The organism is Streptomyces sp. NPDC019531 (genome assembly GCF_044903305.1).
Classification (GTDB): domain Bacteria; phylum Actinomycetota; class Actinomycetes; order Streptomycetales; family Streptomycetaceae; genus Streptomyces.
Window position 1 is genome coordinate 56,198 of the sequence record NZ_JBJDQL010000018.1, and the last position, 14,470, is coordinate 70,667.

General features: G+C 69.9%; 9 protein-coding genes and 1 other RNA gene. 4 read left to right on the forward strand and 6 right to left on the reverse strand.

The window, feature by feature from the left end; genetic code table 11:
- Positions 1 to 23 precede the first annotated feature (23 nt).
- The 4 genes from smpB (at position 24) to ACI2L1_RS21750 (ending at position 6,483) form a co-directional block, all read left to right on the forward strand.
- Positions 24 to 566, forward strand: coding sequence for an SsrA-binding protein SmpB (smpB, locus tag ACI2L1_RS21735; protein WP_404741061.1), 543 nt, complete (start codon positions 24 to 26; stop codon positions 564 to 566).
- A 92-nt stretch (positions 567 to 658) separates the two neighbouring features.
- Positions 659 to 1,045, forward strand: a transfer-messenger RNA (tmRNA) gene (gene ssrA, locus ACI2L1_RS21740).
- Between the two features lie 270 nt (positions 1,046 to 1,315).
- A complete protein-coding gene (locus tag ACI2L1_RS21745; protein ID WP_404740980.1) occupies positions 1,316 to 5,800 on the forward strand; it encodes a ricin-type beta-trefoil lectin domain protein in 4,485 nt (1,494 codons plus the stop codon).
- Positions 5,797 to 6,483 (forward strand): hypothetical protein, encoded by a 687-nt coding sequence (locus ACI2L1_RS21750; protein WP_404740981.1) that lies wholly within the window; start codon positions 5,797 to 5,799, stop codon positions 6,481 to 6,483. Before ACI2L1_RS21745 ends, ACI2L1_RS21750 begins: the two co-directional genes overlap by 4 nt.
- Positions 6,484 to 6,562: 79 nt before the next feature.
- On the opposite strand, the gene ACI2L1_RS21755 is transcribed toward ACI2L1_RS21750, so the two are convergent.
- From ACI2L1_RS21755 to ACI2L1_RS21780, 6 genes are all read right to left on the reverse strand, one after another.
- Complete coding sequence (locus ACI2L1_RS21755; protein ID WP_404740982.1) at positions 6,563 to 7,567, reverse strand: LacI family DNA-binding transcriptional regulator; 1,005 nt, start codon at positions 7,565 to 7,567, stop codon at positions 6,563 to 6,565.
- Positions 7,567 to 9,816 carry an alpha-xylosidase gene (gene yicI, locus ACI2L1_RS21760; protein ID WP_404740983.1) on the reverse strand — a complete coding sequence of 750 codons (2,250 nt, stop codon included), beginning with the start codon at positions 9,814 to 9,816 and terminating at the stop codon, positions 7,567 to 7,569. Before yicI ends, ACI2L1_RS21755 begins: the two co-directional genes overlap by 1 nt.
- Before the next feature lie 13 nt (positions 9,817 to 9,829).
- Positions 9,830 to 10,654: a carbohydrate ABC transporter permease gene (locus ACI2L1_RS21765; protein WP_404740984.1), complete on the reverse strand. Its 825-nt coding sequence runs from the start codon at positions 10,652 to 10,654 to the stop codon at positions 9,830 to 9,832.
- A complete protein-coding gene (locus tag ACI2L1_RS21770; RefSeq protein WP_404740985.1) occupies positions 10,651 to 11,595 on the reverse strand; it encodes a carbohydrate ABC transporter permease in 945 nt (314 codons plus the stop codon). Before ACI2L1_RS21770 ends, ACI2L1_RS21765 begins: the two co-directional genes overlap by 4 nt.
- Positions 11,592 to 12,884, reverse strand: a complete 1,293-nt coding sequence (locus ACI2L1_RS21775; protein ID WP_404740986.1) for an extracellular solute-binding protein — start codon at positions 12,882 to 12,884, stop codon at positions 11,592 to 11,594. Before ACI2L1_RS21775 ends, ACI2L1_RS21770 begins: the two co-directional genes overlap by 4 nt.
- A 147-nt stretch (positions 12,885 to 13,031) precedes the next feature.
- Positions 13,032 to 14,441, reverse strand: a complete 1,410-nt coding sequence (locus ACI2L1_RS21780; RefSeq protein ID WP_404740987.1) for an MFS transporter — start codon at positions 14,439 to 14,441, stop codon at positions 13,032 to 13,034.
- Between the last annotated feature and the right edge of the window lie 29 nt (positions 14,442 to 14,470).

The following is a 14,470-nucleotide window of genomic DNA, read 5'->3' on the forward strand; positions in this document are numbered from 1 at the left end:
TGGGCAGCACTATGAGCAAGGGAATGTACGTACCGAAGGAGTCCCAGCCCAAGCAGGGTGGGGCGGCCGCGAAGGCCAGGGACGGTGAGAAGGGCGGCAAGCGCAAGATCGTCGCCCAGAACAAGAAGGCCCGGCACGACTACGCGATCATCGACACCTATGAGGCCGGCCTCGTGCTCATGGGTACCGAGGTCAAGTCGCTGCGTGAGGGGCGGACCTCGCTGACCGACGGCTTCGTCCAGATCGATCGGGGCGAGGCGTGGCTGCACAACGCCCACATCCCGGAGTACCACCAGGGCAGCTGGACCAACCACTCCGCGCGCCGCAAGCGCAAGCTGCTGATGCACCGAGAGGAGATCGACAAGCTGGAGGCGAAGGCCCAGGAGACGGGTCACACGATCGTGCCCCTCGCCCTGTACTTCATCAACGGCCGGGCCAAGGCCGAGATCGCCCTCGCGCGCGGCAAGAAGGAGTACGACAAGCGGCAGACGCTGCGGGAGAAGCAGGACCGGCGGGAGTCGGACCGCGCGATCGCGGCGGCGAAGCGGAAGCAGCGGGGCGGGTAGCCCCGGGGAATACGGTGGCATCGACGTGGGTTGGTCACGTACGATGGAGTCAACACCGGCTCAGGTCGGTGTGCGCATTGAAAACAAAACATGGGGATGATCGGTTTCGACAGCGGCTGTTGAAGCAGGGGAAGCGTGTCGAGGAAGCGGCAATGATCTCGTTAACCATATGTCGCAACCAATAATCGCCAATTCCAACAGCGATTCCCGCGCCTTCGCCCTCGCTGCCTAATAAGCAGTGAGTGAAGGCCCTAACGGGTGTCAGCCCGGGGGTGTTCCCGACCCGGACCCTGGCATAATCTAGGGGACTAAACCATCGAGCCCGGTCACGGGGTTCGATGGGAAATCAAACAGTGACTGGGCCCGTCGGCGACTTGTTCGCGTGATCGCCGGGGCCGAGAAAATCGCAGCGAACTGCACACGGAGAAGCCCTGATTCTGCACCGTTGGACGCGGGTTCGATTCCCGCCATCTCCACTCGCCTCTTCCGGGAGGCAACCCCATGTGGGCGAAGGCCCCGCTGCTTCATGGCAGCGGGGCCTTCGTCATGTCCTGTCCCGGGCTGCCCGGTGCCGTCCCGGACTGCCCCGGGCTTCACATGTTTCCCACATGTAACCCAGAAAACTCTTGTCCTGCACCCGACATGTATGTCTAAGGTAAACGCCGCGCCGGACGGAGCCGACCACTCCGCCACAGGGCGCGTCGAACGGCGACCGGGGGAACACCGTCGCCACGGGGAGGACAACCACCATGCCGAGACATCGGCTCTTCACGCATGCCCGGGCGCGTTCCGGGCTCCTGACGCCGCTGCTGACATCCGCCGTCGCCGTGGCGCTGATCGGCTCCGTGGCCGTACAGCCCGACTTGATCAGTCGTTACGCGGCCGACAACATGGCTGCGGTGGCCGACACCGGCGACAGCTACGACGGTTTCGACACCAAGGCCGCCGAAGAGCTCCGGCAGGACCAGTGCCTGCTGGGCGAGACGCTGCGGATGGGCGGGCCGGCCATGTTCGGCGTCGCGCAGGACGGGCTGAACCAGACTCCGGACAAGCTGCACACCGCGGCGAACCGGGAGTACTGGAACACCACTCCGCTGTCGACGGCGTTCCAGCAGGACCGGGACACCGCCGACAAGGAGGGCTCCGCGCTCTACGACCACATCCGGGACTTCCAGATCTCCGGGCTGCCCACGCCCAGCGGCTTCAAGTCGAAGGCCGACTTCGAATGGCCGCCCGGCACCAGCGGCGACGACCGACCGAACTTCTTCCAGCAGACCGGCATCTCCAAGTGGATCTGGGAGCAGTTCTGGAAGAGCGAGGGCGACTTCTACCATGACCTGACCCCGAAGGCCGACGAGACCGCGGTCAAGGCGGTCAAAGAACTGGGTGACCCGCTGTACGGCGGCGACCCCGACCCGAGCGCGCCCGACTGGAATCAGGAGTACGAGGAACACCAGGCCTACGACGGTCTGGTGAACTGGTCCATGGAGCCGACGGCCGCAGACAACGCGCGGCTCTTCCTGTCGTACGGCGGCTTCCCGCGCACCGCGCCCGAGCCCGGCAGCGTCGAATACCGCATCGCCGTGGAGGACCTGAAGACCCGGTTCGCCTCCTGTGCCTGGCGCACCCCGGTCGACCCGAACAAGGTGCTCGGCAAGGAGGTCGCCGCCGCGTCCGCCGAGTGGCAGCAGGAGATCGCCGCGCAGGCCACCCCGCGCAACCAGATCCTGACCGCCAACAAGAACGCCACCAAGGCCCTCGCCGCCGGCTCCAAGGCGCTGGGTGAACTCCTCGGGCTCTCCTGGCGGGCCGACCACCTGGTCCGCTGGCAGGACTACTGGTCGGCCGGCGGACCCGGCTGGATCGGCACCAGTCCCTTCGTCGTGCACGCCCACGGGGCGAGCGACAAGTGCCTGGACGTCGCGGGCGGCAAGAAGGACAACGGCACGCCCGTGCAGATCTACACCTGCAACGGCAGCGCCGGGCAGAAGTGGCAGATCGACGCCGACCGCCTGGTCAATCCCAACTCCGGCAAGTGCCTGACCGTCAAGGGCGGCGCGAGCGCCAACGGTACGGCGGTGCAGATCTCCACCTGTGGCACCGGGGCCTCGCAGAAGTGGGAGTACGGCACGCACGGCACCTCGCGGCTGTACAACCCGGGCACCGGCAACTGCCTCGACCTCGCCGACTACACCAACAGCCGGGACGGCCGGATGTGGGACTGCACGGGCAAGGCCCCGCAGCAGTTCGACATCGTCCCGTCCGGGCACCAGGGCACCGACGACCTCGACTACCCGACCAAGGCCCAGTTCGACAAGGCGGCCAAGGGCATCACGGACGCCCAGGCCGCGGCGAAGAAGCAGGTCGACCTGCTCAAGGCCCAGGCCACGGCGGCGAAGACGGCCGCCACCACGTCGGACACCGCGCTGACGGCGGCGTACGGCATCGCCGACAAGGCGGGTGCCCCGCGCGGCCGGGGGCTGCTCGTCGGGCAGCAGAAAGCGCAGGTCACCAAGGCGTCGTCGGCCGCGCTCGACGCCCTGGCCAAGGCCGGTGACACCGCCTACGCGGCCACCCGTGCCGCCGCCGGGGACAGCGCCACCATCGCCGCCCGTGCGCTGACACAGGCCGCGCAGTCGAAGGCCGCCTTCCGTACCGCGGCCGCGAACGAGGCCCGGGCCCAGGCGAAGGCCGCCGCCGACGCGGCCGCCGTACAGGCACAGACCGCCAAGGCCGCCCGCGACCTCGCGAAGGCCAAACTCGCCGAGACGCAGAAGGCCGAGGCCGACGCCAAGGCGGCGGCCGCCGACGCGCACGCCAAGCGGCTCGCGGCGGAGGCCGAGGCGGCGACGGCGAAGGCGGAGAAGGAGACCGCCACCGCCAAGCAGGCCGAGGCCGCGCAGCACAAGGAGAACGCGCAGGGCTACGCGAAGACCGCCGACGAGGCCAAGGGCCGGGCGGAGAACGCCGAGTCCACCGCCCGCGCCAAGCGCCAGGACGCCGAGGCCGCCCGGGACCGGGCCAAGGGCAAGCGGGACGACGCGTGGGACGCCGAGAGCCAGGCGAACGCCGCCCGTGCCAAGGCCGACGCCAAGGACGCCTACGCCGAGGCCCACGACGCGGACTCGGACGCCCAGGGGTCCCGGGCCGCCGCCGACGAGGCGGACGCAGCCGCCGACGACGCGGAGTCGGCCGCGCGCTCGGCCCGTTCGGAGGCGGACGCGGCGACCCAGGCCGCGGCCGACGCGGACGCCGCTGCCACGCGCGCGGAGGCCGCCGCCAAGAGGGCCCGCTCCGACGCGGACGCGGCCCAGGCCGCGAAGCTTCGGGCGGACGCGGCCGTCCGTACGGCGACCAGCGCCGCCGCCGACGCCATCAAGGCGTCCGAGGCCTCCGCCTCCGCCGCTCGGACCGCGGTCAAGCTGGCCGACGAGGCCGAGAAACACGCCGCCGACGCCATGAAGCAGGCCGACGCGGCGAAGGCCGAGGCCGCCAAGGCGGTCGCGGGCGCGGCGGACGCGGCCGGGCACGCCTACACCACCGCGCAGGCGGCGGAGGACGCCGGCAACGCGGCCCAGCAGGTGGCGGCTCCGGCGAACGACGCGATCCAGCTGGGCGCGCCGTACGTCACCACCGACTCGGCGGCGGGCCTGGCCGTGCTGTCGGGCCAGTCGTCCAAGACGATCGCCGAGCAGCAGCAGGCGGTCGCCGAGGCGCACGCGGCCAACGCGCAGAAGAACGCCGCCCAGGCGGCGAGCCTCGCTGCGGCGGCCACCGGTGACGCCAAGGCGGCGTACACGCTGGCCGCGGAGGCCGCCGGGTTCGCGGCGGACGCCCGCAGATCGGCGAAGGAGGCGCTGGGTTACGCCGCCGAGGCCGCCCAGTACGCGGCCGACGCGCAGGCTTCCCTCGCCCGTGCCAAGGAGTACGACCGCCAGGCCACCGAGGACGCGGCCGCTGCCGACCAGGCGGCCGACAGCGCCGAGAGCTACGCGGCCGACGCCCGCTCCTCCGCCGACCAGGCGGCCCTGGACGCGGAGGCCGCCCGCTCGGCCGCCGCGGAGGCCGAGCAGTCCGCCAAGGACGCCCGAGCCGCCGCCGACCGTGCGGACGCCGAGGCGACGGTGGCGGAACAGGCGGCGAAGGACGCGCAGAAGTACGCGGAGTCGGCGCAGGAAGCCGCCGAGCAGGCGGCCAACAAGGGGGCGAACGAGCAGGTCGCCAAGGGTGCGGCGACCGGCCAGGACAACACCTTCCTCGTCATCGACAAGATCACACTGACCGAGCAGCCGAAGCAGCTCAACGACTGCACCCTCACCGTCGACGGCTGCACGGTGCAGTTCGAGTTCCACTTCGACGCGATCGTCAGCTTCTACTACTGCGCCAACCCGGACGTACCCGCCACCGAGTCGGGCTGCCCGAAGGCGGACACCTTCTACCTCGGTTCACAGCCGCAGAAGGGACTGTCGAAGAAGATCACGTACCACTTCAGCTTCTGGGAGGTGGAGAAGGCCGGACTGCAGAGTCTGGGCCTGTTCGTCGCCAATCTCGCCTACGGCATCCTCGTCGAGGACTTCGTCGAGTGCTACCACAAGTTCACGCCCTCCGACGACGGAGGCGCCTCATCGGGATGTGCCTGGGCGGCCGCCACATTCATCCCCGGCGGGAAGATCGCCGAGGCGCTGAAGGCCACCAAGCTCGTCGAGGACGCGATCAAGACGGGACGGGGAGCGGAGAAGCTCCTCGGCGACCTGAAGAAGCTCTTCGGAGAGAAGCCGTCCGCCGCGGACCTGGCGGATCCCGACACCCTCGCGGGGATGGCGTTGCGTCTCTCGGAGCGCATGGCTGACCGGGCGAAGGCGGCGAACAGCGTCGACCTGGACCTGGTGCGCAAGCTGGAGGCGAGCGGTGCCAACTTCAACCGGGCGGACGTGGTGATGGCGGTGCGCTATCCGCGGCCCGGTGTGCCGGTGGCCTGGCTGGAGCTGGGCACCCACAAGTCGGGGCTCATCCACATCATCTTCCGGCACGCGGGGGAGTTCATCGAACACGGTGTAGCGTCCGAGGACATTCCCAAGCTTCTCAACAAGGCACTGAGCGAAGGCAAGATCGTGGGACAACAGGGAGCGGACGGCGGCCGGCCGATCTACGAGACCGTGTACAACGGCAGGACCCAGCGGGTGGCCATCACGGTGGGCAACAACGGGTTCATCGTGGGAGCGAACCCCGCATGACCTGGACCCCGGCTCCACGCCATCTGCTCGTCCGCGCGCAGGGCGATGACTCGCCGCTGTATCTCGCGGACGACGAGGGCGACGACGACCTCTCCCGGTTCACCCGCTCCGTTCCGCCGGACGACCCGGTGCTCGGGCTGACCGACTCCCTGGCCGACCGGCTGACGTCCTGGTCGCGGGCCCGGCCCGGGGCAGGGGCGTCCCGTCAGAACCTGCGCAGGCATGCGAAGCGGGGTCTGGAGGTCGCCCAGGCACTGGCCCGGTACCTCGGGCCGCAGTGGGTGGTGCGTTACTGGGACGACGCGTACGCCACCGACAAGTTCGTCTGCTGGGGGTGTCGGCGACTGCACTGGTCCCTGGACGAGCACGACACGCCGCCGTATCCGCTCCGCATCACCGTCGAGGGCGAGTACAAGTGGCACCCGCTCCGCGCGGGGGGGTTCGGGGACTTCGCTCCCGACGACCCCACCGCCGGACTCGACCTGTCCGACGAACTGGTCGCGGACCTGTACAAGTGGGCGGCCGACTTCAACGCCGGCATGGAGCAGTACCTCAACGACCGGGACGACGTTCGGGACGACGAGAGGCGCCGGGAACTGGACCTGCGGGGCCGTGACCTGGCAGCGCGAGTGGCACGGGAAGCGGGTCCGGCCAGGACCGTCACCTACGGGGGACTCGCCTAGCAGCTCCCCCCCCCCGGAGAGTGTGAGGGCCCGTACTCGACCGAGTACGGGCCCTCTGCGTACGCTCTTTGCCGAGGTCTCAGGAAACCGTCCGCCGCCCCGTGCTTGCCCGTTCCGTCATCCTCGGTGGCAGCAGGGTCGACTCCGGTACGGCGGTCCCGTGCAGCTTCTTCACCAGGAGCTGCACCGCCCGCGCGCCTAACTCCGCGGACGGCAGGGCGACCGAGGTGACCGGGACGCGGGCCGACTCGGCCACCTCGTCGGGGCAGATCGCGGTGACCGAAAGATCACCCGGCACTCGCAGCCCCAGCCGCTCGAAGGCGTCGACCAGCGGCTCAAGGAGGGCCTCGTTGTGGACGACCACACCCGTCAGCGCGGGCTGTTCGCGCAGCAGTCGCTCGGCGACCTCGCGGGCCGCGCCCGGCTCGCAGGGGTGGACGGTCGACGACATCCCGCTGCGGTCGGCGGCGTCCGTGAAGCCCTGGACCACCCGTTGGGCGAAGGCCGTGCGGCGCACGTACACCTCCGGAGGGGAACCGACCAGGGCCACCGACCGGTGACCCAGCCTCGCCAGATGCTCCACGCACGCCTCGGCCGCCGCCCTGAAGTCGAGGTCGACGCAGGTCAGGCCCTCCGAGGAGGCAGGGAGGCCGATCAGCACGGACGGCAGCTCCAGATTCCGCAGCAACGGCAGCCGGGGATCGTCCAGTTGGACGTCCATCACGATCAGCGCGTCGACCAGGGCCGTGTCCGGCACCCGCCCAAGGCCCTCCTCGCCCTCCTCCTGGGTCAGCAGCAGCACGTCGTGGTCGTGGCGCCGGGCCGTCGTCACCACCGACACCGCGAACTGCATCACGGTCGGGACGTGGATCCCCACCCGTAAGGGCACGACCAGCGCCAGCACGTTCGACCGTCGGCCGGCCAGGGCGCGGGCGCCCGCGTGCGGGCGGTAGCCCAGCTCGCGGATGGCGTCCTCCACCCGCTGCCGGGTCTCCTCGGAGATCGGACGCTTGCCGCTGAGGGCGTAGGAGACGGTGCTGGGGGAGACCCCGGCCCGCCGCGCGACATCCGTGATCTTCGCCATCAGCCCAGCTCCAGGGAGAGGAAGCCGGTCCCGGCCCGCGCCCGCGCCTCCCGGTCGCCCGCGACCAGCCCCCAGGGCGCCGAGGGGTCGGAGCAGGACGCCCGCAGCGTGTCTGCCTCGCGTACGACGGTGAAGGCGATCTCGCCGACCCGTACCGTGACCTGCTCGCCCCGCCCGAGACCGTGGGCCCGCAGGGTCACCCCGTCGGCGTGGTCGTAGTCGGGCCGGTCGTCCACCGCGCCGACCGGGAGCACCGCGCCCGGCCTGACCAGCAGCGGCACGCTGGTGAAGTCGTGCTTCTCGCGCACCCAGCGCGGCCCCGTCACCGTCTCGCCGGTCACGAAGTGGGTCCAGGTGCCGTCGGGGACGTAGTACGAGACCTCGCCCTCATCGCTGAACACCGGGGCCACCAGCAGGTCCGGGCCGAGCATGTACTGCCGCTCCAGATGCGCGCACCCGGGATCGTCCGGGAACTCCAGGACCATCGCCCGCATCACCGGCACGCCCTCGGCGTGGGCGGTGCGCGCGGCCTCGTAGAGGTAGGGCATGAGCCGCAGCTTGAGACGGGTGAAGTGCCGCAGTACGTCCACGGACTCCTCGTCGAACAGCCACGGCACCCGGTAGGAGGAGCTGCCGTGCAGGCGGCTGTGGGAGGAGAGCAGTCCGAAGGCCAGCCAGCGTTTGAAGAGGGCGGGCGTCGGGGTGCCCTCGAAGCCGCCGATGTCGTGGCTCCAGAAGCCGAAGCCGGACAGGCCGAGGGACAGGCCGCCCCGGAGCGACTCGGCCATCGACTCGTAGGTCGCCTCGCAGTCGCCGCCCCAGTGCACCGGGAACTGCTGGCTGCCCGCGGTCGCCGAGCGGGCGAAGACGACCGCCTCCTGCTCGCCGCGGTGCTTGCGCAGCACGTCGAAGACGGTCCGGTTGTAGAGGTAGGCGTAGTAGTTGTGCATCCGCTCCGGGTCGGAGCCGTCGGACCACTCCACGTCCAGCGGCACCCGCTCGCCGAAGTCGGTCTTGAAGCAGTCCACGCCCTGTGCGAGCAGCGCCTCCAGCTTGGACGCGTACCAGTCGCGGGCGGCGGGGCTGGTGAAGTCGACCAGGGCCATGCCGGGCTGCCACAGGTCCCACTGCCAGACGCTGCCGTCGGGACGCCTGAGCAGGTGACCGAGCGCCTTGCCCTCCGCGAACAGGGGGGACCGCTGGGCGATGTACGGGTTGATCCACGCGGAGACCCTCAGGCCCCGCGCGTGCAGCCGGGCGAGCATGCCCTCCGGGTCGGGGAAGACCCGCGGGTCCCACTGGAAGTCGCACCAGTTGAACTCACGCATCCAGAAGCAGTCGAAGTGGAAGACGGAGAGGGGCAGTTCGCGCTCCCGCATGCCCTCGATGAAGGACGTCACCGTCTCCTCGTCGTACGACGTCGTGAAGGACGTCGACAGCCACAGGCCGAAGGACCAGGCGGGCGGGAGGGCCGGGCGGCCGGTGAGGGCCGTGTACTTGCGGATGATCTCCTTGGGGGAGGGGCCGTAGATGACGTAGTACGTCAACTCCTGCGTCTCGGCGCTGAACTGCACCCTGGAGACCGCTTCCGAGCCGACCTCGAAGGAGACCTTGCCGGGGTGGTCGACGAAGACGCCGTAGCCCGCGTCGGTGAGGTAGAACGGGACGTTCTTGTAGGCCTGTTCGGTGGCCGTGCCGCCGTCGGCGTTCCAGATGTCGACGACCTGGCCGTTCTTGACCAGCGGCCCGAAGCGTTCACCGAGGCCGTAGACCGAGGTGCCCACGCCGAGGCCGAGCTGCTCGCGCAGGTAGTGGGCGCCCGACGCGTCCCGCATGATGCCCATGCCCTTGGGGCCGCTGCCGGTCAGCAGCCGGCCGTCCGCGAGGAAGTCGACCCGCCAGGTGTCCGTGCGGGCCACCCGGACCGACAGCGCGCCGGAGGTGAGGGTGGCGTGCTCCTCGTCGTACTCCGTGTGCGCCGTGAAGTCCTCCGTACGGACCTCGAACGCGGGGCCCTGCGGCTGCTCGCCCTCGAAGTGGGTGAAGGTGACGCCGATGACGTCGGGTATCGGGGCATGGGCGCTGATCGTCACGACCGGTCCCTTCAACAGGTCGCCGCGGCGGCGGATGGGCTGGGTCGGCGCGAGGATGTCCAGTCGGTCGTCCGACGCGCTGACCTCGTGGACCTGGGCCGGATGGGCCGCGGTCACGCCCTCGCGCAACAGCCAGTAGCCGTCGGTGAACTTCATCTGTGGGGGATCCTTACTTGACGGCACCCACGGCGATACCGCGGGTGAGGGTTCGCTGGAAGACGAGGAAGAACACGATCGCGGGGAGCACGCCGAGCAGGGCGGCCGCGTTGGTCATCGTGGCGTCCATCAGGCGCTGCCCCTGGAGGACGCCCAGGGCCACGGAGACCGTCTGGTTGTCGTTGGAGATCAGCATGACCAGGGGGAGCAGGAACTCGTTCCAGGTCCAGATGAAGAAGAAGACCAGCAGCACACCGAGGGTGGGGCGGCTGACGGGGACGACGATCCGCCACAGGACCTGCCACTTGTTCGCGCCGTCGATCCGGGCCGCTTCGAGGATCTCGCGGGGGAACTGGCCGAGGACGGAAGCGAGGAGATACGTGCCGAAGGCCGCCTGGATCACTGTGAACACGATGATCACGCTCAACCTCGTGTCGTAGAGGCCGACTTCCTTGCTCAGGTAGTAGACCGGGTAGACCAGCGCCTCCTGCGGCAGCATGTTCGCCAGGACGAAGAAGGCGAGCACCCAAGTGCGGCCCTTGATACGGCCGATGCCGATCGCGTAGGCGTTCAGGACCGAAAGGATCACGGCCAGCACCGCCACCGAGCCGCTGATCAGCACCGAGTTGACGAGCTTCCGGCCGAAGTCGACGCGCTCCCAGAAGTCCTTGACGCCGTCCGTGTAGAAGCCGTCGGGGAGGCTGAGGGGGCCGTTCTGGGCGTACTCCGCGGGGGACTTGAAGGCGTTGACCGTGACGATCAGGAACGGCACGACCATGAACAGGGCCGCGACGCACAGGGCGATCAGCACCGGGTAGCGGCGCAGGGCGGTCGTCATGCGTCGGTCCTCTCCTGGAGCCGCAGACCGATCAGGGAGAGCGCGAGAATGATCACTGTCAGCACGGTGGAGATCGCGGCGCCGTAGCCGACCTGAGTCTTCTCGAAGAACGTGGTGAAGGAGAAGTAGGAGGGCACGTCCGTGGCGCCGCCGGGCCCGCCCTTGGTCAGGACGTACACCGCGCCGAACACCTTGAGCGCGGCGATCGAGCACCAGGTGAGGACGACGTAGATCTCCGGGCGGATCTGCGGCAGCGTGATGTGCCAGAAGCGGCGCCACCAGCCGGCGCCGTCCAACTCGGCCGCCTCGTACAGCTGGGGGTCGACGCGTTGCAGGCCGGCCATGAAGACGACCAGCGGGAAGCCGAGTTGGACCCAGACCATGACGCCCATGACGCTGTAGAGGGCGAGGTCGGGGTCGCCGAGCCAGTCCTGCTGCCAGGAGCCGAGGCCGATCGCCTTGAGGAGGGCGTTGAGGGAGCCGTTGTCCGGGGCGAGGATCCAGCTCCAGACGATGCCGGCGACCGCGATCGGCAGGACCTGGGGGAGGTAGAAGCAGGCGCGCAGGACGGCGGCGATCCGGGTGCCGAAGTGCTTGCCGATGTGGTCGAACAGGGCGGCGGCCAGGACGAGTCCGAGTGCGGTGGGGATCACCGCCATCGCCACGACCATGAACAGGCTGTGCCGGAAGGACGCCCAGAACTCGGAATCGTCCATCAGCTCGCGGTAGTTGGCGAGACCGGACCACTGAGGGGAACCCACGCCCTGCCAGGCCGTGAAGCTCACGTACGTGTTCATCACGAACGGCAGGACGATGACCGCGAGGAACGCGAGGGCGCCCGGGAGGAGGAAGAGGGCGTAGGAGTCGCGGGGGCGGCCCGGGGGCCTTGGGGCGCTGCCTTTGCCGGCCGCCCGCGCACTCCGTTCGACGGTCACCGTCATTGCTTCGGCGCGCCCTTGTCGTAGGCCTCCTGCAGATCGCTGAGGTAGCCGTCCGGCTTGTCGCTGCCGGTGATCAGCTTCTGGGTCTCGGAGACGAGGACGTCGTAGAAGCCGGGGACCGGCCAGTCGGGGTAGAAGGCCAGGCCGTCGTTTTCGGAGAGGGTGTTGAAGTTCTCGATCAGGGTCTTCGACTGGGGGTCGGTGATGGCGGAGGCGTCGGCCGCGACCGGGACACCGCCGGAGTTGCCGAGCAGGTTCTGGATCTTCTCCGACATGGTGATGTCGATGAAGTCGTAGGCGAGGTCCTTGTTCTTCGAACCCTTCGGTACGACCCAGAGGTTGCCGCCGGAGCCCAGGGTGAGCTTCGAGTCGGGCCACCGGAAGGTGCCCCAGTCGAACTTGTTGTCCGTCTTGAAGCGGCCGTACCACCAGCTGCCGGAGAACAGGATCGGCGCCTTGCCCGAGGTGAAGGAGACCCCGGCGGCCTCCTCGTTCTGGCCGCTGGAGGACTTGCTGAAGTAGCCCTTCTTCACCCAGTCGGCGAAGGTGTCGGCGCCGTACGTCCAGGCCGCGTCGTGGAAGTCGGTCCTGCCCTTGTAGAGCTGGTACGAGTCGACCCAGGAGCGGTCGGCCTTGGAGAGGGCCAGCTGGTAGAGGTACTGCTGGGCGGGGTAGGCGGCGCCGCCGTTGGCGAGCGGGGTGACTCCCTCGGCGACGAACTTGTCCATGGCGGCGGTGAGTTCGGCGAAGGTCTTCGGTTCGGCGATGCCGTACTTCTTGAAGAGGTCCTTGTTGTAGTAGACCAGCGTGTACTCGGCGTAGTTCGGGACGCCGTACCACTTGCCGGAGCCCATCACGCCGTTGGTGTCGTAGAGGCTGGTCGTACGGACGCTCGGGCTGAGCTTCTTGTCCCAGCCGCGCTTGCCGGCCTCGGCGGTCAGGTCGGTCAGCAGGCCCTGCTTGGAGAGCAGGCCCGCGGTCGCGTTGCCCTTGTTGTACTCCATGATGTCGGGCGCGTCGGAGGAGTTGAGGACCATCGGGGCGGTCTTCTGGATCTGGTCGAAGCTCTTCTCCTCGAACTCCACCTTCACGCCCGGGTGCTGGGCCTCGAACTCCTTGATCGCCGCATTCCAGGCGATGCCCATCGCGCTGGTCGGGCCCTCGTAGTGCCAGAGCCTGAGCGTCTTCCCGTCCGAGGACCCGCTGTCCGAGTCCCCGCAGGAGGTCATCAGCAGCGATCCGGTCAGGATCACCGCTGTCGCCACCACACGCCTTCGTGCCGTCAACATCCCGTACCTCCGGGGAGTCGGATGGTGCTTCGGGCCGGGCCGCCACGCGGGGTCGTCTGCCGGTTCGACTGATTCGACCCTCGTCGAAGCGCTTCGACAAAGGAACGTATGTGGTGGCTTTCCAAGCCGTCAATGGGTTGTGCAGGATCAGGTGAAGCGATTCGACGATCTGGCCGAGACGAGTGCGATCATCAGGGCCACCGCGCCCGCCGTGGCCGGAACGCCGAACCCCGCCACCGGCGACATGTGCTCCGCCGTCCAGCCGCCGGCCGCGCTTCCGCAGGCGATCCCGCCGAGCAGGCCGGTCACCGCGAGGGTCATGCCCTCGTTGAGGCGGCCCGGCGGGGTGCGCCGCTGGACCAGGGTCATCCCGGTGACCATCGTCGGGGCGGTCGCCATCCCGGCGACCAGCAGCGCGGCCGCCACCGCCGGGAGGGAGCCGGTCAGGGAGGCGGCCAGCAGGGGCAGCGTCAGCAGGGCCGTCATGGCGGCGACGCACCACACGTACCGGTCCTCGGCGGGCCCCGTTCGCCGTGTCGCCCCGTACGCCAGCCCCGCCGCGCACGAACCGGCAGCCTGGAGCGCCAGCACGACCCCGGCCGCCGAGCGGTGGCCCTGCGCGTCGGCGAACGCGATGGTGACGACCTCCAAGGAGCCGAACACCGCGCCCAAGGCGAGGCAGACGGCGAGGAGGGGGCGGATACCGGGAGCGCGGAGGGGAGACCCGGCGGACCGGGACCGCCGGGCGAAGTCGGCGCGGGCCCGCGGCCCGTCGGCCTGACTGAGGGCCGACTCGGCCCGCGTGGAGCCCGCGGCCCGGGGCGGCGGCTCGGCATGCGCGAAGGTCGGCCGCCGGATCGGCGGCTCCGTCGAACGCTGTGCCGAGAACACCAGCACCCCCGTCACCAGCAGCACCACCCCGGCCAGCGTGCCGGCCTCCGGGAAGAGCGACCCGCACAGCAGGGCCGCCAGCACCGGGCCCAGCATGAAGCACGCCTCGTCCACGACCTGCTCGAAGGAGTTCGCGACATGCAGGGACTCCTCGTCGCCGTCGAGGAGATGGGCCCAGCGGGCCCGGGACATACCGCCGAGATTGGGGGTCGTGGCGGTGGCGGCGTACGACAGGAAGAGCGTCCAGTCCGGCGCTCCGAGGCGGACGCAGAGCAGCAGCGCGAGCGAGCCCAGCGCGCCGAGGACCGTGGCCGGTACGGCGATCTTGGCCTGTCCATGACGGTCGATGAGCCGCGCGGTCCACGGGGCGACCACCGCCGTCGCCGCCAGACCGGTTGCGGTGACGGCGCCGGCGAGGGCGTACGACCCACGTGTTCCGGCGATCATGACGACCGCGCTGACGCTGAACATGCCCATGGGCAGACGGGCGAGAAGGTTCCCGATGGTGAAGGCGCGGGCGCCGGGGGTGGCGAGAAGACGCCGGTAGGGGCCGGGGTCGCGGGCGGTGCGCGGGATGGGCGGGGTGCGCGGGCCTCGTGGGCTGAAGTCGGCGATGACGAGCGCGTCGGCGGTCGTGGTGAACATCGGTCGGTGCGGTTGCGGCATGCGCCTACCGTCGCGCGGGGACGATCAAG